Below are 21,057 nucleotides of genomic sequence, written 5' to 3'. Positions count from 1 at the left end.
CCCCTCAGAGGCAACACCGGCATCCGCTGCGGGCCATGGCCATTAAACTCACAGAATTTTCACCGCCCTGGCCAACACTCCCTCCTGTCAACTCAACGGAGGTTTTGCGATGTTTCAACAACTGCTCACTGTCTGGTCTGATTCCGCCGCCATCTCGGCCGCGATCTGGCTCGCTTTACTCGTTACTGTGCTCTATCTCGGGCGCCAACAGGCACACCACTTGTTTTCCACCACCGGCCGCGCTGTGTTTACCGCACTGCGTCTGGCCTCGCGTTCTGTCTTGAAACTGGAGCACCGGCTCAGCCAGCGCAATCGTGATGTGCTGATGGCCCTGGGTCGTACCGCCTCGGAAAAAGCCATTGAACGCGAATTCACCCGGGTTAGCACCCTGGTAGCACGGGATCTGGCGCACTACCCCAGCCTGCACCGCACCCTGGCCGATGCGATCGAAAAAATCGAAGCGGATTATCAGGCCAGTTCGTTGTCGGCCCCTCTGCCACCGGCCTGGTCGGATGTGGTCGATACCATCTCGGCATTGCCCAAGAGTGCCGACCCGGCGCTGAACAAGATTCTCGATAACATTAAAGATGCGATTGAAGACTCGCACGAAGAAACCCTGAAAGCCTTTCAGAAAGCCACGCTGGAACGTCATGGTCACCTGGCCAAAATGCACCCGCAGTGGCGCACGCTGAAAACGACGATGGGAAAGGTCGAAACCACGCTCGACAGCCTGGAAGAACGTACCCGCATGATTGATGGGCAGATGGATCGCTATGAATCGATTCGCAACAATGAAGACGCCGCAGCCAATTCATTGCTGTCGTCCTCGTTGACCCAGTTTTTCATCTCCGGGTTGGTACTGATCATCGCAGCCCTGGGCGGGTTGATTAACTTTCAGCTAATTGCCCTGCCGATGTCCGAAATGGTGGGCGGCACAGCAACCATTGGCTCAATGCGCATGTCTGATATTGCCGCACTGGTTATCATTCTGATTGAAATAGCCATGGGCTTGTTCCTGCTGGAATCGTTGCGCATCACCCATCTGTTCCCGGTCATTGGCAGCATGGACGATCGCATGCGCCGGCGCATGATTGTGGTCACTCTCACCCTGCTGACCATTCTAGCCACCATTGAAGCCTCGCTGGCTTATATGCGTGACTTGCTCGCGCTGGATCGGGCCGCCCTGCAACAATCACTGGCCGGTGTCGGTGTGGTTGAAGCCCAGTTCCGCTGGATTCCGTCCATCGGCCAGATGGTGATGGGTTTTATCCTGCCGTTCGCGCTGGCCTTTGTGGCGATCCCGCTGGAGTCCTTTATTCATTCGCTGCGCAGTGTGCTCGGCATGGTTGTCGTCGGTGTGTTGCGCACGGTTGCGGTTGCGCTGCGTTTGGTTGGCAACCTGGCCAATCACGCCTGCAAAATACTGGCGCATCTTTATGACCTGATCATCATGGTGCCGCTCGGCATCGAGCGACTGATTCGCCACCGCTCTACCGCGCCGGATTTGAGCGACACGATCACGCCAGTCAACAAGACACCCGGCCAGGACGAGGCCTCGACGGCCAGCACCAAACCAAAACGCAACCGAAACACCAAGGTCGAACCCGTCCTCACCGACACACAGGAGGTAACCCAATGAAACTCGTTACCGATTCAGCCCGACTCAGCCGGAACATCATGACCTTGCTGCTGATCACTGCGCTGCTCAGCACCGGCCTGCTGGCCGGATGCGGCGAGTCGCCGATCAAGAGCCGGGCGGTCTACATGTTGATCGACACCTCGGGCACCTACACCGAGCAACTCGACAAGGCTGAGACCATCATGAACTACCTGCTGGCGATGCTCGACAGCGGTGATTCCCTGGCGCTGGCGCGTATCGACAGCGCCAGCTTCAACGAAGAGGACATCATCGCCAAGGCCACCTTTGATGTGCGGCCAAGCACCGCCAACGACCAGAAACGGCTGTTCCAGCACCATGTGCAGACGTTTACCTCCGAACTGGTTCGCGGCAGTGCCCACACCGACATTACCGGAGGCGTATTGCAGGCGATTGATTTTCTGAACGAGACCGATGCCGATAAAAAAACCATTCTGGTGTTCAGTGACCTGGAAGAGGATTTACCGGAAGGCCATGTTCGCGATTTTCCGATCGACGTCACTGGCATTGAAGTGGTCGCGTTAAACGTCACCAAGCTGACCCGGGATAACATCGACCCGCGCGACTACGAAAACCGGCTGAGCGCCTGGCAGAAGCGAGTCATGGAAGGTGGCGGCCAGTGGCGGGTGATCAATGATCTGGAACGTCTGGACCGGCTGGTGGCGATGAACTGAATAAAACATAGGCAGGCGCCGGGTTATAACTCAATGTTCGGAGTTCGCATAATTCGAGCGGCGGATGCCGGGGTTGCCTCTGAGGGGAAGTCCGCAGCATGGATGCTGCGGTCTAGGCTCCATGGATGGATTTACGCCGACCCCTCAGAGGCAACCCCGGTGGCCGGTGCGGACCAATACCACCCAGCCAAGCCGAACTCCGAATCTTGAGTTATAACCCGGCAAATATCGTCATACTGGAGGGATTGAGTGACAAAGCCAGGGTGAACAACAGCGTAGTCGCGATCAGTGCCCACAGTTTGCTACGCAGTTCCATGATGATGTCGAACTCCTTTGTGAAGGGTATCGTCTTAATAAAAAACCAGCCGGGATTTAACATTGGAGGGGAGAAATCCCGGCTGGAAACCATTCAGCGTGTTCAACAACCTTGTTGGTACTCGATCAATGCCTTTGCGACAGAGGGTGGACAAAGGCATTGATGAGTCGAAGTCCATTTACCCCGGTTCAGGACCGTGCTCCCTACCCGAGGACCAACGCTGAATCGACCTTCGAAATGAATAATAATGATAATAGTTATCATTTGCAAGCGATAAAATGTTAATCACATCACATCTCTAATCTAGAAACCCGGCATCGGTGTTCCTCAAGAATACGGTTGATAATAAGAACAACTATCAATACTATCAGCAACTCCAAACTTATCTCAGGAGTTGCCTGTGGCTAATCGCCTTGTCCCAACCGCACTGCTTGGCCTGATTGTAGCGGTATCATTCTCATTCGCGCACGCCGAAACCATCACCATTCCCCACGCCATGGGTACCGCTGAACTCGATGCCCCGGCACAACGCGTCGTTACCCTTTATCAGGGTGCCAATGACGCAGCCGTTGCCCTGGGCATCACACCGGTTGGTGTTGTCGACTCCTGGGTAGAGCAACCGATGTACCATTATTTGCGCGACGAACTGGCTGGCGTAACCCACGTCGGTCTGGAGACTCAGCCAAACCTGGAAGCCATTGCGGCGCTGAACCCGGACGTCATCATCGGTGCCAAAATGCGCCATGAGAAAATCTACCCGCAGCTGGCCGCCATTGCCCCCACCGTGATGCATGAAACGGTATTCCAGTTCAAGGAAACCCTGGATCTGGTGGCACAGGCCACCGGAACAACCGACGCAGCCGACGCCTGGAGCGAGCAGTGGGACGCCCGCATTCAGGATTTCCAGACTCAGGTGTCCAACTCAGACCTGGCCTGGCCACAGGAAGTAGCATTGCTGAACTTTCGCAACGACCACGCGCGCATCTATTACTCCAGCTTTGCCGGAAACATCCTGAACGAACTGGGCTTCGAGCGTCCTGCCGCTCATCAGGAAGACATCTGGGGCGTCAAGCTGACCAGCAAGGAAAGTATTCCCAGCATGAACGCCGATGTGTTCTTCATGTTCATGACCGAAACCGATCCGACGGTAATGGAGAATTTCAACAGCTGGACCTCCCACCCACTGTGGAACACCCTGACTGCGGTGCAGAACGACCAGGTCTACCAGGTCAATGAAGTCGACTGGAACATGGGCGGTGGCCCCATCGCCGCCGAGCGCATGGTCGACAGCGTTTTTGCTCACTATGGTCTGGAATAACGCTAGCCTCGACTGATACTGAGGATTTGCCGTGTTGTCGACATCTCCGGTAAAGGCACTGGGTCTGGCCCTGTGCCTTTTGTTGTTGCTGGCTACCGGCCTGGCAAGCATTGCCCTGGGGCAAACGACCATGGCGTTTGCCACCGTTATCGATGCCCTGTTCAGCTACGACGCCAGCCAGATCGAGCATATTATTGTGCGGGCCAATCGCTTGAACCGCGCGGTTCTGGCGGCTCTGGTCGGCAGCAGCCTCGCCATTGCCGGCACCCTGATGCAGGCGATGACCCGCAACGGCCTGGCTTCGCCAAGTTTGCTCGGTATCAATGCCGGGGCGCTGTTCTTCGTGGCGATGGCGTTTACCTTTCTGTCGCTGACCCGTTTGCAGGACTATATCTACATCGCCTTTTTCGGCGCCGCCGTGGCCGGCCTTCTGGTGTACAGCCTTGGCATGACCGGTACCGCCGGTAATTCGCCGGTGAGCATCGTGCTGGCCGGTGCCGCCATCACCGCCCTGTTTCTGGCCTTTACCCAGGGCATTCTGATTCTGAACCGGGAAAGCCTCGAGGGCATTCTGTACTGGCTGGGCGGCTCGGTGGCCGGCAAACCACTGGCTTCGGTCATTCCCTTTCTGCCTTTTTTCAGCATCGCCATCGTGCTGACCGCGCTGCTGGTGCGTCAGGTAAACCTGATGATGCTGGACGACGACGTAGCCCGCAGCCTCGGCCAACGAGTAGCGCTGACCCGGCTATTGCTGGGGCTTGTTATCGTACTGCTCGCCGGCGGAGCCGTGGCACTGGCAGGCATGATTGGCTTTATCGGCCTAATCATCCCCCATCTGGCACGCGGACTGTTTGGCCGGGACCACCGCTGGGTGCTGCCGGCTGCCGCTCTGCTCGGCGCCAGCCTGTTGCTCGGGGCCGATACCCTGTCGCGCTTTATCGTGCCGCCACAGGAAGTGCCGGTAGGCGCTTTAACCGCTCTCGTCGGCACGCCGGTGTTTATCGCCATCGCCCGCAAACGCAGCCCGACCTTATGACCACTCATTTCCTGCTACGTTCTTCGTCTGAAAAACTGGCACTGGCTTTTCACCGCCAGACCCTTTGGCGCTGCCTGGCCTTACTGGGTTTAACCCTGGTGATATTGCTGGTCTACCTGGGCCTGGGCAGCACAAAAATTCCGCCACTAGACATCATTGCCACCTTGTTTTCTCCTGAGACCAGCGAGCATCGCTTTGTCGTCCATACCCTGCGTCTGCCGCGCGCCCTGCTGGCACTATTGGTAGGTGCAGGGCTGGGTGTCTCCGGCGCACTGTTGCAGCAGATAGTGCGCAACCCCCTGGCGTCACCGGACATCATTGGCATCAGCGACGGAGCCGCGCTGGGTGCCGTTTTGTTTCTCGCCTGGCTGGCTGGCAGCGTCGGTCTGACCTGGCTCCCCCCGGTCGCCATTGCCGCCGCAGCGGTCACCGCCACTGTCATTTACGGCCTGGCCTGGACGCCGCGCAGCACCACAGCCGTTGCTCCAATCAGACTGGTACTGGTCGGCATTGCCCTGGCCGCTGCATTAAAAGCAGTCGCTACGCTGGTACTGGTAATGAGCCCGCTGAGCACCACGGTACAGGCTTACATCTGGCTGACCGGCACGGTCTATGGTGCCCAGTGGCAAGACGTGACCCGGCTGCTACCCTGGACCCTGGTTCTGGTTCCAGTCGCATTACTGGCGGCTCGTGCACTGACACTGCTGGGCATGAACGACGAACAATCACGTGGCTTGGGGTTGGCGGTGGGTCACTACCGGTTGTTGCTACTGGCGTGCAGCGTCGGCCTGGCTGGCTCGGCCGTCGCCTTCGCTGGCGGCATGGCCTTCGTCGGCCTGATGGCGCCACACCTGGCAAGACGCATCACCGGCCAAACCAGCACCGGCCTCATCCTGGGTGCCGCCCTGACCGGCGCCTGCCTCGTCCTGCTGGCCGACCTAATTGGCCGCACCGCCTTTCTACCCCAGGATTTACCAGCCGGTATTTTTGTCTCCGGCGTCGGCGCGCCGTTTTTTATCTATTTGCTGTACCGGCGCCGATCATGATTCCGGGGTTGATCACTTAAGTTTCGGAGTTTGTAATAGCTGAGTGCCTGGCAATTAGACCAACTAAACTCTGGCCAGCAAGGCCACTTTAATCGGCATGGTGACTCCGTGTGCAGATGGATGAAGGTTAATGGGGTAGCAGATCAATCAGCTGATCTTCTGACATAACGGACACCACCTGCCAGGTGTCGTGAACGATCGGTTCTTCGTCATCGTCCATGGCGGCGCAGGTTCCAAAACGTCGAACCGAATGGGGCGTCAGCAATGCGCCAAACTGACCGTGGTCAGTGCCAGATTGCCAGTGCAGGATTATTTTCTTACGGCCCCCATCGAGATCAATATCGCTTTCCAGCGCCAGCGCTTCCGGCCAGACATTCTGTTGCGACAATTGCTCGCGCACGGCTACTTCAGCAACCTGTTGCGCCGGGGTCAGTAACCGGTCACCCCGGTAACAGGGTAAAAACGGCCGGTCCTGAACTTCCGCCTCCAGAAACGCATCGGCGAGATCCGCATCAACACGGCCGTATTTTCGAGCCTGAGGGAACACCAGAATCGACGTAGCCAACCTGCAGCCACCCAGATGAGTACTCTGCCAGATTTCGATGGCCTCCGGCCGTGTTTCTGCCGCGGCGGTTAGCGCCTTGTAGCTCGCATTGCCAAACTTGGCACAGCAACGGTCTTTTTTGCCGTGGGTACAGCACAGCACCACAGAGTCGGGTACAACCGGGACTTCCCAGGCGGCCAGCGACTGCCCGGAGTGCAGGGCGCACAAAAATCCGATCAGGCCAGAGCGCGGGACGTCAAAGGCACGCGACTCCGGCATCAGATACGCTCGGTGCGTCGTCGAAGACTGGGTTTTCCGGTCGATCAGATTCAGACGCCGGCCGGCCTCAGCCAAGGCAACAATGGCGTCCACTTCACCGGTAGTCATATCCCTGGCCTGATTAAAAGTTTTCGACCAGCGACCACTGGGCCAGCTCAGCAACAGATTGGAGCCTGGATGCCCGCCCGTTCCCGGTAAAGGTTCGGCAACATCCCGACTTATTTGTGCGCAAAACGCCGTCAAAACACACTCCTATTCCCGAACGCGGCCAGGCGCATCACAGCGCGCTTTTTGCCTGAGTTCTCTGTAACAAGTAAATAAACACCGGCACCCCAATGATGGCCGTGACCAAACCCGCCGGAATCTGAATTGGCGCAAACAGGGCACGCCCCAGAAGGTCCGCCAGGGTCACCAAAAAGGCGCCAATCAAGGCCGTCAAAAATAGATGAATTCCAACGCCGCTGCGTGCCAGACGCCGTGCCATATGGGGCGCGATCAGCCCGACAAAGCCAAGCGGGCCAACCGCTGCCGTGGCGATAGCGGCCAGGCCAACCGCAACGCTGATCAGCGCATAGCGAATAACGCTGGCGCGAACCCCCAGACCCACCGCCGTATTTTCGCCCATTTGCAGGGCCGACATCGAGCGGCTGAGAATCAGCAGCGGCGGTATCAGCACAGCGCACCAGACGGAGACCATTCGCACTTCACTCCAGCCAGCGGCGTTGATGCTGCCACTGAGCCAGGCCAGGGCCGACATGGCACGGTCGATCTGGCCGTAGGTCATCAGCGTTGAGGTGATCGCGCTGATGAACGCGGCCACGCCAATGCCCATCAAAATAAAGCGTATCGAGCTGCCACCGCGCCGGTTCCAGCTCAGCCCCTGAATCAGGGCCGCTACGATCAAAGAGCCAGCAAAGGCCACCCAGGGCCGCAGCGCGGAGCTCTGCTCAGGCCAAATCACGGTCAACGCGACCACAGCCAGACCTGCCCCCTGGGAAATGCCTACCAGTGAAGGGTCGGCCAGGCCGTTGCGGGTCACGTTCTGCAGAGCGGCACCTGAAAGCGCCAGCATGGTGCCGACAAAAGCGGCCACCAGGGTGCGCGGGAACCGAAATTCCCAGACCACAGTGGTCATTTGCCCGGAGACTTCGTCACCCATCAAGGTGCTGAGAACCTGACGCAGAGACATGTCGTAACTGCCAATGGTCAGACTAACCGCGATCAACAGTCCCAGACCGATCGTCAGCAACAGCGCCAACACCAGCGATCTGACCGGCAGTCTCAGCGACAAACGCTCACCCGGAAGCCGCAGTACCCAGTAATGTAACAAGCGCATGGTCATATCAGGACGCCCGTTGCCGAACCAGATGAATAAACAGCGGCGCGCCCACCATGGCGGTCATAATGCCAGTGGCCATTTCCTGGGGTCGCAACGCCAGGCGGGCAATAATGTCGACACCCAGCAAGTACGCACCCCCAACCAGCGCCGAGTACGGCACGATCCAGCGATAATCGGAACCAATAAACAGACGCACCGCATGAGGAATAACCAGACCAACAAAGCCCAGTGGCCCGGCCAGCGCAACAGAACATGCCGTCAGCACTACCACACAAAGCAACACCTGCACCTTGAGCCAGCCGGTGCGAACACCCAGCCCCCGGGCGACATCATCGCCCATGGCCAACACCGTCACCTTACGTGACAATGCCATCGCCAATGCCAGCGCCAGGCACAGCCAGGGCGCAGCAACGGACAACACATCGACCCGCCGACCCGACAAAGAACCCGCAAGCCAGACCCGCAGCTGTTCAAACGTTTCCTGATTGAGCAAATGCGCCACCGAGATCTGCGCACCCAGAAAAGCGGTAATCGCCGCGCCAGCCAGGGTCAATGTCAGCGGCGTCGCACCGCCGGGTGCCCACTGGGCAATCAACCAGACCACAACCGCCGTCACCATAGCGCCCACCGCCGCAACCCAGGGCATCCAGACAATCGGTACCGTCTGAAACACGCCAATGGCCATTACCACGGCAAACGAAGCCCCGGCCATCAGCCCAAGAATGCCCGGTTCTGCCAGCGGATTGCGCGTGACACCCTGCATCAGAGCACCCGCCACACTGAGCGCAGCCCCCACCAACACGGCGATAACGGCGCGGGGCAGTCGCAAATCGCGAACGATCATATGGTCAAACAGGGTGGCGTCGTAGTGGACCAGGGCATTCAACACCGTCGACAACGGCAGTGACTTAGCACCCACAGCAATGTGCCAGCCGAACATCAGTGCCAGCACACCCACCATCACGGGCACCCCGGCGCTGTACATCAGCCAGGCACCGGTGGTGCCGTGACCGGATGAGTCGTCCGCCGTGTGGGAAACCCGGGCCGTCATGCGATGCGAACGCCTACCTCAACGTGCTGAACTGGTTCCGGAGCGGAGGTCGGCACACAAATCAGTCGCTTGGAATGCGGGTCCCGGATCACATGGGCATCCAGATCAAACACCGCCTTTAGGTTGGCACTGGTAAAGACGTCGGACGGCGCGCCCCACTGCAGAATGGCACCATCGCGCAGCATCACCAGAGTATCGGCGTAGGCCGCGGCCAGGTTCAATTCGTGCAATACCACCACCAGAGTACGACCCATCTGGTGGGCCAGTTGCACCAGTAATTCCATCAAATCGACCTGGACTTTCAGGTCCAGAAAGGTGGTGGGCTCGTCGAGCAACACCAGATCGGTCTGCTGTGCCAACACCATGGCAATCCAACAACGCTGGCGCTGACCACCCGACAATCCATCCACCGGCCGATCGGCAAACCCGGCGACCTTGGCGACCGCCATCGCGTCATTAACGGCGCGTTCATCCTCGCTCGACCACTGCCGCAGCAGTGACTGATGCGGAAACCGCCCCTGAGCGACCAATTCACGCACTGTCAGCCCTTCGGGCGCAACCGGCCCTTGCGGTAACAAGCCCAGTTTTTTAGCTACTTCCCGGGTTTTACTGCGGTGAATGTTCTGACCGTCGAGCAAAACCTGCCCCTCAGTCGGCGTCAGAATCCGTGCAAGTGCTTTTAACAGGGTGGACTTCCCGCTGCCATTGGGGCCGACCAGAATCGTCACCTGTCCATCCGGAACCTGAAAATCAACATCATTGAGAATGGGGGCGGCATCATACCCTACCGTTAATGACTCACCCTGCAACCGGCTGGCATAACGAATGGACCTGGGGGATATTGATTCAGTCATGGGAACCTGGACTCCGTTGGCAACGAGACCACCAATGTTATTGCGAATCACTTTTATTTGCAATATCAAATGCACCGCAATCGGTGAGGTTGAAAGGCTCAGTGACGCCGCCACCGGTTAACGCTACCATTACGTCATGAACGACGTCGATATAACAAATACCCCCCTGAAAACCCGGCTCGGCACACGACTGAAAGCGCTGTTTGATGCCATTCCCTCCGGGTACGATGAAGTGTGGGATCTGTGCTGCGACCATGGCCGGTTGGGGCTGGCGTTGCTGGAAAGCCAGCGTCCTCCTCGGGTGCATTTTGTCGATCAGGTCGACTCGATTATGGCGGACCTGCTAACCCGGCTGGATCAGTACGGGGCGAAAGGCTACCAGCTACATACTCTGCCTGCCGGGCAACTGGAGCTATCTACTGAAGGTCTGCCCTTACTGGTTCTGGCAGGCGTTGGCGATGAAGTCACCCAGGCGATTGTCAGTGACGTTACGGCCCAACATCCAAACAACCCGCCCGACTGGCTGATTTCTCCGGCCAACAATCTGTTTCAGGTGCGGCGGTATCTGCACGACCAGGGTTTTGGCGTGTTGCAGGAAGGCGTAGTGTTCGAGAACGGGCGGGGTTACGAGTGGTTGAGAGTCAGCCTGAACCGGCGGCGCGCCCCTCTGCCGGTGACCAACCCGGCTGGTTTTTGGGATGCTCGCGTGCCTGGGCACCGGGCGCATTTGCATCGATTGGTGCGCCACGCACGTCAGCAGTTGCACAACCCGAAGCAGGCGGATGCGCCGTTGATGCTGGCTGCTTATGAGCCCCTGCTTAATTCAAATTAACCAGCGAACCTCTTTCACGGAAAAAGGTGCAAACTGAATGCTTGCCTCCGGGTGATCAAAGCCTGTTTCGGGGCTATCGTTCGCGTACTGTGTCGGCTTCTCTTTCGTCAGAAAACTAACAAAATTTTTACAATTCTGTACCGCTTGAAAGCAAAAGCTTCACCCCTATTTTAAGTCGTGCAGCAGGGCGTCTCGATGAGAGCCCAACTGCTATCTAACCAGTGCCCTCAGGGGCTGACCATTATATTGCTTCGTTAGGAGAATATGACCATGACACACATCGACTTAACACCACTGTACCGCAGCACCATCGGCTTCGACCGCATGGCCAACCTGTTGGATTCCGCCCTGCGCGGAGAGCAAACCTCCAACGGTTACCCGCCCTACAACATCGAAGTCACCGGTGAAAACGAGTATGGCATTACTCTGGCTGTGGCTGGCTTTGAAGAGGAAGAACTCAACCTCCAGGTCGAAAACGGCGTATTGACTGTACACGGCAAAAAAGCCAGCAACGACGATGACAAAAACCGTCGTTTCCTGCACCAGGGCATTGCCTACCGGTCGTTTGAACGCAAGTTCAATCTGGCCGACCATGTGGAAGTGCGCGGTGCCGAGCTCAAGCACGGCCTGCTGACCATTCAACTGGTCAAGGAAGTGCCCGAGGCCATGAAGCCGAAAACCATTGCCATTAATGGCAAGACATCCAACACGGCCATTGAGCATCAGGAAGCCAGGGAAAAAACCAAAGCGGCCTGATCACCAGGTGGTAACGAATGAAAAGGGGGATGCATGTCCCCCTTTTTTTATAACTCAAGTTTCTGAGTTTGGGGTTGCAATGTTGCCTGTGGACCGTGCCAGGCACTCGGTTAGGCGCAAACTCAGAAACTAGAGTTATAAGCTTTCATTTTGTACCCGACTTGGAATAGCGGTGGGCATATTCATCTATCGACCAGCCTTGGTCGTACTCCCTCGCTCCTTTATAGTTACCCTATAGTTACTCGCCCCTGAATCCCAAAACCGGAAGGCCATTCCCATGCCTCATGACACCCTTCGCCTGCGCGGCGCGCGCCAGAACAATCTGAAAAACCTGGATCTGGACATTCCGCTGGGGGAGTTTGTGGTGGTCACCGGGGTTAGCGGTTCGGGCAAGTCGACCCTGGCGTTCGATACCATCTACGCTGAAGGCCAGCGCCGCTACGTTGAAACCTTTTCGACCTATGCCCGCCAATTTCTGGACCGGATGGATAAACCCGCGGTCGACAGCATCGAGGGTATTCCACCGGCCATCGCCATTGAGCAAAGCAACACGGTACGCACCTCGCGCTCGACCGTAGGCACCATGACCGAGTTGAACGACTACCTGAAATTGCTGTACGCCCGCCTGGCGCATCTGTATTGCCAACGCTGCGGGCATGAAGTGGTTAGTGATACACCGCAAAGCGTAGTAAACAATCTCTATGCAGACTGGCCTGCCGGGCAACGGCTGATGGTGTGCATACCGCTGCACGTACCGGAGCGGTTGAGCGACGAAGACGTTATGCAGCTGCTGAACCAACAGGGCTATGCCCGCGTTCACCGGCGCGAAGGCGACCGGGTGGAAGTCGTGCAAGACCGCCTTAAACTCAACGAAGACAACCGCAGCCGACTGACCGAAGCCGTGGAAACGGCTTTGCGCTACGGCAAAGGCCACGTGCTGGTTTACCCTCTGAATGACGCCCGGGAAACAGGCAAGGCAGCCCGCTTCTCCAGCCACCACCATTGCGCCCGGTGCGATATCGATTACCCGGAACCGAGCCCAAGTCAGTTTTCCTTCAACTCGCCCATAGGTGCCTGCGAAAGCTGCCGGGGCTTTGGCCGCATCATCGGTGTCGACTATGGCCTGGTCATCCCCGATGAGCGCAAAAGCCTGAAAAACGGCGTCATCAAACCCATACAGACGCCGGCTTACGAAGAAGTGCAGCGCGACCTGATCCGCTATGCCAAAAAGCGCGGTATCCCCATCGATACGCCCTGGGTCGAGCTCAGTGATGACCACAAGAACTGGGTAATAGAGGGCGAAGGCGACTGGGACCAGGGCGTCTGGTATGGCGTGCAGGAATTTTTCAACTGGCTGGAAAGCAAGGCCTACAAGATGCACATTCGCGTGCTGCTTTCCAAGTACCGCTCCTATACCCCCTGCCCCAGCTGCGACGGTGCTCGGCTGAAACCCGCGTCACTCTGGTGGCGGGTGGGCACACTGGCGGCCGCGGAACAGGCTCTGGCGGGCCAGCCCCGTTTCGTTCCGGTAGGCACAGAACTTGGGAACGACGTCTTTCAGCAACTGCCCGGCCTCAACATCGCCGATATGATGCAACTGCCGCTGGCGCGCTGTGCCAGCTTCTTTGAGCAACTGGCCAGCACCGATACCGACGAACCGACCCAGCTATTGCTCACCGAAATTCACTCGCGACTGGGCTACCTGTGTGAAGTCGGGCTGGACTACCTGACGCTGGACCGTCAGTCGCGCTCCCTGAGCGGGGGCGAAGTGCAGCGCATCAATCTGACCACGGCGTTGGGCACTTCCCTGGTCAACACCCTCTTCGTACTCGACGAACCCAGCACCGGCCTGCACCCGCGCGACATTCAGCGGCTGGTCACGGTACTGCACCGGCTGCGCGATGCCGGTAATTCCCTGTTGGTGGTCGAGCATGACCCTCAGGTCATTCTGGCGGCCGATCGCATTCTCGATATCGGACCGGGGCCTGGCAAGGCGGGCGGCAACGTCGAATTCTTTGGGACACCCAAGGCTTTGTTCCGACGCAAGAACAACCTCACCGCACGCTACCTGAATGGTACCGACCAGGTCAGCACGGCACCGGCCGAGACCAATCAAACGACAGAAACCGCCATCGTCATCAAAGGCGCCCGCGAACACAACCTGAAAAACATTGATGTACAGATTCCCCTCGGCCAACTGGTCTGTCTGACTGGCGTCAGCGGTTCCGGCAAATCCACCCTGATGCGCCAGATTCTGTACCCGGCCATTCTCAAACATCAGGGCGAACAGACCGAAGCCCCCGGCGCGCATGACAGCATCGATGGCCTGGAGCACATCGACCGGGTAGTGATGGTGGACCAAAGCCCTATTGGTAAAACCACCCGATCAACACCGGCCACTTATGTGGGCGCATTCGACACCATTCGCAAGCGTTTCGTCGCTACACCGCTTTCCAAAGAGCGCGGCTATACGCCCGGCACCTTCAGTTTCAACTCCGGTCAGGGGCGCTGCCCCACCTGCCAGGGCAATGGCTTTGAGCATGTGGAAATGCAGTTTCTCAGCGACGTTTATTTGCGCTGCCCGGACTGCGACGGCAAACGCTTTCGCGACGAAATTCTGGAAGTCAAACTCCTGCCAAATTCGACCGATGCAGAGCATTTAAACGCCTTATCGATAGCAGATGTACTGGCGATGACCGTGGCCGAAGCTTTGGATTTTTTCAAAGACGAAACCGACATTCAGCGCAGCCTGCAACCCCTGGCCGACGTGGGCCTCAACTACCTGCAACTGGGGCAGGCCGTACCCACCCTGAGTGGCGGCGAAGCCCAGCGGCTCAAACTGGCCGGACACCTGGCAACAAGCAGCACGAAAGGCAAAACCAAAGCAGGGGAACACACTCTTTTCTTGTTCGACGAACCCACCACGGGCCTGCACTTCGCCGACATCGCCACGCTGATGGCAGCGTTCCGTCAGTTACAGGGAGCGGGCCACTCCCTGCTGGTGATCGAACACAACCTGGATGTAATGCGCGCTTCAGACTGGCTCATCGACATCGGCCCTGAAGGGGGTGATGCCGGCGGCGAGCTACTGATAACCGGCACGCCAGCTCAGGTCATGGCCAGCAACAGCGGCTACACCGCCCGGGCGTTGCAGGAGTATGAACAGTCTTTGGCTCAGGGTGGCAAAGGCGTTGCCGAAATCGCCGCAACCTATTCGGCACGTACGAAGCATGCAGCTGAAAACACCATTCGCGTTCACCACGCCCGGGAACACAACCTGAAAAACATCGATGTCACCCTGCCACGCGACAAGCTGACGGTGATTTCCGGTGTCAGCGGCAGCGGCAAAAGCACCCTGGCGTTCGACCTGATTTTTGGCGAAGGCCAGCGCCGTTACCTGGAATCCCTTAACGCCTACGCGCGGCAATTTGTGCAACCAGCGTCACGCCCCGATGTCGATGCTATTTACGGCATCCCTCCTGCGGTGGCGATTGAACAACGCACCAGTCGCGGCGGGCGTAAAAGCACCCTGGGCACTCTGACCGAAATTTATCACTATCTGCGCTTGCTCTACGTGAAGCTTGGCACCCAGCATTGCCCGGACTGCGATGTTCCCATAGAACCACAAACCCCAACGGCCATTCTGGCCCGCATTCAGAAAGACTTTCGCGGCCAGGCCGTTACCCTGCTCGCCCCCATGGTGGTCGCGCGCAAGGGCATCTACCGGGAACTGGCGGAATGGGCGGCTGGTCGCGGTTATGACCGGCTACGAGTTGACGGCAGCTATCAACCGACAGACAACTGGCCCCAGCTGGATCGCTACAAAGAACACGATATCGAACTGCCGTTGCTCGAGATCACCGTCTCGCCCAAAAACGAGCGCACCCTGACCGAGGGCCTTGAGCAAGCCCTGAGCCTTGGCAATGGGCTGGTGATTGTCGCCCCTGACAAAACCGGCAAAGCCAGCAAGAAAAACGACCGGCTGTTCTCAACCCAGCGCGCCTGCCCAAGCTGCGGCACCGGCTTCGATGAACTCGACCCGCGCCTGTTTTCCTACAATTCCAAACACGGCTGGTGCACCACCTGTTTTGGCACGGGCAGCCTGATCAAAGGCTTTGATGAAGAGCAGACCGGTGAAGAAAACACCTGGCAACCGGACGATGACAGCACGACCGAAAAAACCTGCCCTGGTTGCGAGGGCCAACGCCTGAACCCTACCGCACTGGCCGTGCGCTTTCGCGACCACTCCATTGCCGATCTCGCCGCCCTGCCGGTGGATGCAGCGAAACACTGGTTCGATAAACTGACCCTCAACACCAAGGAGCAGGCAATCGCCCGCGATCTGTTGGCTGAAATGCACAGCCGTTTGCAGTTTCTGCAAAAAGTCGGGTTGAATTACCTGAGCCTGGATCGCGCCGCGCCAACACTGAGCGGTGGGGAAGCCCAGCGCATTCGATTGGCCGCGCAGTTGGGCTCCAGTCTGCAAGGCGTCTGCTACGTACTCGACGAACCCACCATTGGCCTGCACACCCGGGACAACCGCAAACTGATCGAAACGCTGCGCGAACTGCAACAACAGGGCAACACCGTTGTTGTTGTGGAGCACGATGAAGACACCATTCGCGAAGCCGACCATCTGATCGATATGGGCCCCCGCGCCGGGGTCAATGGCGGCGAAGTCGTCGCTCACGGCACCCTGAAACAGATCATGAGCAACAAACGATCGCTCACCGGTCAAATGCTCTCGCAACCGCTACGCCACCCCATGCCGGACTTGCGCAATACCGGGATGCGCCAGCTTTGGGAGCAGGAGAGCCTGCATATTCGCGGAGCCCATCAGAATAACCTTCGCGACATCGACGTCAGTGTACCGTTGCGCCAACTGGTTGCTATTACCGGCGTCAGCGGCAGCGGTAAAAGCACCCTGATACGCGGCGTGCTCTACCCAAATCTGAGACAAGCCATTGCCAGCCAGAACAAAAAAAGCAAAACCAACATCCGCTGGCAAGGTGCGGAAAAAATAGAAAGTTGGGAAAACATCGACCGTATTCTGGAGGTCGACCAGACCCCCATTGGCAAAACACCCCGTTCCTGCCCGGCCACTTACATCGGCATCTGGGACAGCATCCGCAAACTGTTCGCCGGCACCGTCGATGCCCGATTGCGCGGTTTCACACCGGCCCGCTTTTCGTTCAACGCGGGCGAGGGTCGCTGTGACGCCTGCGGTGGCCAGGGCGAACAGAAAATCGAAATGAACTTCCTGCCCGATGTTCGGGTGCCCTGTGATGTCTGCCACGGCTGGCGCTTCAACGACGAGACCCTGAGCGTAACCTACAAGGGCAAACACATCGGTGACGTACTGGCGATGAACATCGACGCAGCCGTCGACTTCTTCGCCCCCATCAGCAAAGTCCACCACGCCCTCAGCCTGCTGCAGGACGTAGGCCTCGGTTACCTCACCCTCGGCCAGCAAAGCCCAACGCTGAGCGGTGGCGAAGCCCAGCGCATCAAACTGGTCGCTGAACTGGCCAAGGCCAACATGACCCCGGAAGACAACAAAGGTCGGCGCTCCCTGCACAACCTCTATGTACTCGACGAACCCACCGTCGGCCTGCACATGGCCGATGTAGACAAACTGCTGCGTGTGTTGCACCGACTGGTCGATGCGGGCAACTCGGTGCTGGTGATCGAGCACAATCTGGATGTGATCGCTGAGGCAGACTGGGCCATCGATATGGGGCCGGAAGGCGGCCAGCATGGTGGACGGGTGATTGCTCAGGGCACGCCTAAGACACTGACCAAGCGGAAGCGGTCCTTCACTGGTCAGTTTCTGAAGGAGGTCCTCGGGTAGTCAGGAACACGACATCGACTCCAGCCATCGGGCCAGGCCAATAATGCAGATCATGTCGATGGCATCGACACAGGAGTCAAACTATGTCGATTATTCCGACTTTTTTCGACATAGCTCATTGACTGCCGTTAAGAGGTTATTAGCCAAAACGAACATTAACGAAAATTATTTTGACATTTTCGAAAACAAATTTAGACTAACGCTTATCGATAAACTACTTCGTGGAGCGACCATGTCTGTGCCCAACCCCGCTGCAACCAACCAAGCCGTTACCGTTCAACCCTGGAACCGGGACGACCATCTGGACCGTCTTGCCAACGCTGAGGTTGATGTACTGGTAATTGGCGGGGGCGCCAGTGGCGCCGGGGTGTTGCTGGATGCGCTCAGCCGCGGACTAACCGCTGCGCTGGTCGACCGACAAGACTTCATGGCCGGCACCTCAAGCCGCTCCACCAAGCTCATTCACGGCGGTGTTCGCTACCTGGAGCAAGCCTTTAAAGGGCTTGATTACAGTAAATACGAACTGGTGCGTGAAGCCCTGGCCGAACGCAAACGCATGCTGTCCATGGCGCCCCACCTGGCCTGGCCACTGACACTGATTACGCCGGTTAAAAGCCTCATCGGCCTGCCCTACTACCGGTTCGGCCTGGGTCTGTATGACTTGCTGTCCGGATCACAGCGCCTGGGCAAGTCGCGCATCGAAAGCACCGCGGAAATGAAGCGGGCCTGCCCGAGCCTGGACATCAAACCGCTCAAAGGCGGTGTTAGCTACATGGACGGCCAGTTCGATGATGCGCGTTTTGGCATCGCTATGGTGCGTTCAGCGGTTGAACAGGGCGGCGCTGTTGCCAACCACGTTGAGGTGAACGAGCTGCTTAAACACGACGACGGTACCGTCGCGGGTGCACGCTGCACCGACCTGATCAGTCAGCGCTCGCTAACCATACGAGCCAAAGCCGTGGTCAATTGCACCGGCCCCTGGACCGACACCCTGCGCCTGCAGGCCGACCCGAATGCCAAACCCCTGATGACCGTCTCCAGCGGTATTCACGTTGTTCTGAACAAAACTCTGCTGCCCGACGGCCGTGGCATTCTGATTCCAGAGACAGAGGATGGCCGGGTGCTGTTCATGCTGCCCTGGCTGGGCAAAACCCTGGTCGGTACGACGGATGATCCGGCAGAGCTAAGCGATAAGCCCGAGGCCAGCCAATCTGAAATTGACTACATCATCAAACACATTAACGAATGGCTGGACGAGCCGGTCAGCCACAGCGACATCAGCGCGACATTCTCTGGCTTGCGCCCACTGGTCGCCGACCCTGATGAAGCCTCTACGTCAGGCCTGACACGGGATCACGTTGTGCTTCAGGACAAAGGCCTGTTCAGCCTGACCGGTGGCAAATGGACCACCTGGCGCCGGATGGCCGAAGACTGCATGGACATCGTGGTTAAGGCAAAGGGCTTATCAGCCGGGCCCTGTAAAACTCAGACACTGCGCCTGCCCGGTGCCAATGGCGACACCGCCGCCGCTGAATCGGCCTTGAAAGACCTGCCCGACGACATCGCCGATTACCTCTGGCAAGCCTACGGAGACCGGGCACCCCAGGTGCTGGCTGCGGGCTCCAGCCAACGCCTTGTCAGCGGCGCACCCTATATTGACGCCGAGTTGGCCTGGGCCATGGGCTATGAAGGCGCCTGCAAGGCCGAAGACGTACTCTACCGCCGGTTGCGCGTGGGCATGCTGGATCAGCAGGCAATGCAGCAAATAGAAGTGCGGTTACAGCAGTTGGTAAACGCCGCCTGAGGTTTCTCATAAACCCGGCGACGCGGTACACTAGCGCTTCGATTTAACGAACGTGATTTGTTGCCATGCCTTCCACCCAGGCCATTCTTGAAAAAGCCAGTCGGCACTGCCAACAGCGGGGTGAACGCCTCACCCCCAAGCGCAGTCGCATCCTTGAGCTGCTGCTGGCGGCCGACGGCCCCAAGTCCGCCTATGATCTGATCAGCGATCATGACCGCGCTTACGGTGAAAGCCCGGCGGCCATGTCGGTCTACCGAATGTTGAACTTTCTGGTCGATGCCGGTCTCGCTCATCGCCTTGCCACCACCAACCAGTTTATGGCGTGCGCTCACATCGCCTGTAGCCATGTGCACCGGGTTCCTCAGTTGTTGATTTGTGATCAGTGCCATCATGTTGAAGAGATTGGCCTGGGCTCCGACTTAATGAGCGAGTTGCAGCACAGTGCCGATGCCAGTGGTTTCCGCATCGGTTCAACCCCGCTTGAAATACACGGCATTTGCAAACGGTGCAGTCACTGAAACCGAGCCTGAAGCCACTTGAGACCCAGCGTTCGACTTGCAGTTTGCACCGATTCCGACTATTGATTATGCAAAGATGGCCTGGTATTCGGGCCTGACCACGCGACTGTGTCTGTCACTTCTGGCACCTGTTTTAAATGGAGCAACACCATTAAACGCCTACCCCCGCTCAACAGCCTAAAGAGTTTTGAATCGGCCGCGCGCCTGGGCAGTTTTCAAAAGGCCAGTCAGGAGCTGTTTGTCACGCCTTCAGCGGTGAGTCATCAGATAAAATCGCTGGAGGAATTTCTGGAGGTGGAGTTGTTCATTCGCCAAACGCGGCGAATCGAGCTGACGTCGGCGGGTAAAGATTATCTGCGCACCGTTCAAAAAGCCCTGTCAGACATAGAACGCGCCACGCAGCGCCTGGTCTCGGCGCATGGCACCGGTGAACTGAACCTCTCGGTGGCGCCCGCCTTTCTGCACCGCTGGCTACTGCCCCGCATCAGCCGGTTTTACGATACCCACCCCAATATTGAACTGGAACTGTCGGCTTCCACTGGCCTGATCGATTTTGCACACAGCGATACCGATATGGCGGTCTACTTCGGTGATGGCCAATGGCATGACGTTGAATGCAGCTTCCTGAAGCGCTCTGCGTTGATTCCGGTATGCACGCCCAGCCTGCTGAACAATAAGCCGATTCACTTACCCGAAGACATCACCCGCCATACCCTGTTGCATGTCAGCAAGCGCCCGGATGAATGGCGCGCCTGGTTTGAAGCGGCCGGTACGGACTACCGGGAGACCCGTAAGGGCATGTTTCTTTCAAGTGGCCTGTTGACGGCTCAGGCCGCAGCGCGGGGCCTTGGCGTCGCCCTTTCAGACATCAGCTTGATCAGCGAGGAAATCCAGTCGGGGGAATTGGTCGCGCCGCTGGACATTCCGTTGGAACTGTCCAAATCCTTTTATCTGGTGTACCGGAAAAACCGGCCATTGACCCCGGCGATGAAAGCTTTTCAGGACTGGATCATGGCCGAGATGGCGGTCGATGCGCTAAATCCGGGGAACACCGAGTAACCCACGTTTCGGAGTCGGCGTTTACTGAGTCGATAAGCGGCGGTTACCTGGGGTGCCTCTGTGGGGGAGTCCGCAGCATGGATGCTGCGGTCTAGGCTCCATGGACGGATCTACGCCGACCCC

15 protein-coding genes are annotated in these 21,057 nt (G+C 58.1%); 11 read left to right on the top strand and 4 right to left on the bottom strand.

Annotated features, from left to right (window positions below):
- The first annotated feature begins 109 nt into the window (after positions 1-109).
- The 5 genes from WEB54_RS10050 to WEB54_RS10030 all read left to right on the top strand — a co-directional run bounded on the left by WEB54_RS10050 (position 110) and on the right by WEB54_RS10030 (position 6,047).
- The gene (locus tag WEB54_RS10050) at positions 110-1,639 is read left to right on the top strand and encodes a hypothetical protein (protein ID WP_368055384.1); all 1,530 of its coding nucleotides are present in this window, start codon (positions 110-112) and stop codon (positions 1,637-1,639) included.
- A complete protein-coding gene (locus tag WEB54_RS10045; protein ID WP_368055382.1) occupies positions 1,636-2,331 on the top strand; it encodes a VWA domain-containing protein in 696 nt (231 codons plus the stop codon). The genes WEB54_RS10050 and WEB54_RS10045 overlap by 4 nt, the downstream gene beginning before the upstream one ends.
- Positions 2,332-3,047: 716 nt before the next feature.
- Positions 3,048-3,965 (top strand): ABC transporter substrate-binding protein, encoded by a 918-nt coding sequence (locus WEB54_RS10040; protein ID WP_368055127.1) that lies wholly within the window; start codon positions 3,048-3,050, stop codon positions 3,963-3,965.
- A gap of 31 nt (positions 3,966-3,996) precedes the next feature.
- Positions 3,997-5,001: a FecCD family ABC transporter permease gene (locus WEB54_RS10035; RefSeq protein ID WP_368055130.1), complete on the top strand. Its 1,005-nt coding sequence runs from the start codon at positions 3,997-3,999 to the stop codon at positions 4,999-5,001.
- Entirely contained in the window at positions 4,998-6,047 is a 1,050-nt protein-coding gene (locus WEB54_RS10030) for a FecCD family ABC transporter permease (RefSeq protein WP_368055132.1), read from the top strand. The genes WEB54_RS10035 and WEB54_RS10030 overlap by 4 nt, the downstream gene beginning before the upstream one ends.
- Positions 6,048-6,174: 127 nt before the next feature.
- Here WEB54_RS10030 and WEB54_RS10025 read toward each other — a convergent pair whose 3' ends face one another.
- The 4 genes from WEB54_RS10025 to WEB54_RS10010 are packed head-to-tail and all read right to left on the bottom strand — an operon-like array spanning position 6,175 to position 10,114.
- Positions 6,175-7,113, bottom strand: a complete 939-nt coding sequence (locus WEB54_RS10025) for a sucrase ferredoxin (RefSeq protein ID WP_368055380.1) — start codon at positions 7,111-7,113, stop codon at positions 6,175-6,177.
- A 34-nt stretch (positions 7,114-7,147) separates the two neighbouring features.
- Positions 7,148-8,212 carry a FecCD family ABC transporter permease gene (locus WEB54_RS10020; protein ID WP_368055378.1) on the bottom strand — a complete coding sequence of 355 codons (1,065 nt, stop codon included), beginning with the start codon at positions 8,210-8,212 and terminating at the stop codon, positions 7,148-7,150.
- Between the two features lies 1 nt (position 8,213).
- Complete coding sequence (locus tag WEB54_RS10015; RefSeq protein ID WP_368055377.1) at positions 8,214-9,260, bottom strand: FecCD family ABC transporter permease; 1,047 nt, start codon at positions 9,258-9,260, stop codon at positions 8,214-8,216.
- A complete protein-coding gene (locus tag WEB54_RS10010) occupies positions 9,257-10,114 on the bottom strand; it encodes an ABC transporter ATP-binding protein (RefSeq protein ID WP_368055376.1) in 858 nt (285 codons plus the stop codon). Before WEB54_RS10010 ends, WEB54_RS10015 begins: the two co-directional genes overlap by 4 nt.
- Positions 10,115-10,250: 136 nt before the next feature.
- Between WEB54_RS10010 and WEB54_RS10005 the strand changes: the two genes are divergently transcribed.
- The 6 genes from WEB54_RS10005 (at position 10,251) to gcvA (ending at position 20,934) form a co-directional block, all read left to right on the top strand.
- Positions 10,251-10,946 carry an SAM-dependent methyltransferase gene (locus WEB54_RS10005; RefSeq protein WP_368055374.1) on the top strand — a complete coding sequence of 232 codons (696 nt, stop codon included), beginning with the start codon at positions 10,251-10,253 and terminating at the stop codon, positions 10,944-10,946.
- 270 nt (positions 10,947-11,216) lie between these two features.
- Entirely contained in the window at positions 11,217-11,702 is a 486-nt protein-coding gene (locus WEB54_RS10000; protein ID WP_368055372.1) for an Hsp20 family protein, read from the top strand.
- 277 nt (positions 11,703-11,979) lie between these two features.
- Positions 11,980-17,553 (top strand): excinuclease ABC subunit UvrA, encoded by a 5,574-nt coding sequence (gene uvrA, locus WEB54_RS09995; RefSeq protein ID WP_368055370.1) that lies wholly within the window; start codon positions 11,980-11,982, stop codon positions 17,551-17,553.
- Between the two features lie 232 nt (positions 17,554-17,785).
- The gene (locus tag WEB54_RS09990) at positions 17,786-19,357 is read left to right on the top strand and encodes a glycerol-3-phosphate dehydrogenase/oxidase (RefSeq protein ID WP_368055368.1); all 1,572 of its coding nucleotides are present in this window, start codon (positions 17,786-17,788) and stop codon (positions 19,355-19,357) included.
- A 65-nt stretch (positions 19,358-19,422) separates the two neighbouring features.
- Positions 19,423-19,875: a Fur family transcriptional regulator gene (locus tag WEB54_RS09985; RefSeq protein ID WP_368055366.1), complete on the top strand. Its 453-nt coding sequence runs from the start codon at positions 19,423-19,425 to the stop codon at positions 19,873-19,875.
- Between the two features lie 108 nt (positions 19,876-19,983).
- On the top strand, positions 19,984-20,934 hold the full coding sequence (gcvA, locus tag WEB54_RS09980) for a transcriptional regulator GcvA (RefSeq protein WP_368055364.1): 951 nt from the start codon (positions 19,984-19,986) through the stop codon (positions 20,932-20,934).
- Positions 20,935-21,057 lie beyond the last annotated feature (123 nt).

The sequence above is a fragment of the Saccharospirillum sp. genome, from assembly GCF_040881935.1.
Taxonomy (GTDB): domain Bacteria; phylum Pseudomonadota; class Gammaproteobacteria; order Pseudomonadales; family Natronospirillaceae; genus Saccharospirillum.
Note: the sequence above shows the minus strand (reverse complement) of the source record. Positions and strands in the feature narration are given on the sequence as shown.

Excerpts from the sequence above, each read along its gene's own strand:
- WEB54_RS10000 (WP_368055372.1), top strand. The coding sequence starts at position 11,217 with ATGACACACATCGACTTAACACCACTGTACCGCAGCACCATCGGCTTC.
- WEB54_RS09990 (WP_368055368.1), top strand. The coding sequence starts at position 17,786 with ATGTCTGTGCCCAACCCCGCTGCAACCAACCAAGCCGTTACCGTTCAA.
- WEB54_RS10020 (WP_368055378.1), bottom strand. The coding sequence starts at position 8,212 with ATGACCATGCGCTTGTTACATTACTGGGTACTGCGGCTTCCGGGTGAG.
- WEB54_RS10010 (WP_368055376.1), bottom strand. The coding sequence starts at position 10,114 with ATGACTGAATCAATATCCCCCAGGTCCATTCGTTATGCCAGCCGGTTG.
- WEB54_RS10005 (WP_368055374.1), top strand. The coding sequence starts at position 10,251 with ATGAACGACGTCGATATAACAAATACCCCCCTGAAAACCCGGCTCGGC.
- WEB54_RS10015 (WP_368055377.1), bottom strand. The coding sequence starts at position 9,260 with ATGACGGCCCGGGTTTCCCACACGGCGGACGACTCATCCGGTCACGGC.
- WEB54_RS10045 (WP_368055382.1), top strand. The coding sequence starts at position 1,636 with ATGAAACTCGTTACCGATTCAGCCCGACTCAGCCGGAACATCATGACC.
- uvrA (WP_368055370.1), top strand. The coding sequence starts at position 11,980 with ATGCCTCATGACACCCTTCGCCTGCGCGGCGCGCGCCAGAACAATCTG.
- WEB54_RS09985 (WP_368055366.1), top strand. The coding sequence starts at position 19,423 with ATGCCTTCCACCCAGGCCATTCTTGAAAAAGCCAGTCGGCACTGCCAA.
- WEB54_RS10050 (WP_368055384.1), top strand. The coding sequence starts at position 110 with ATGTTTCAACAACTGCTCACTGTCTGGTCTGATTCCGCCGCCATCTCG.
- WEB54_RS10030 (WP_368055132.1), top strand. The coding sequence starts at position 4,998 with ATGACCACTCATTTCCTGCTACGTTCTTCGTCTGAAAAACTGGCACTG.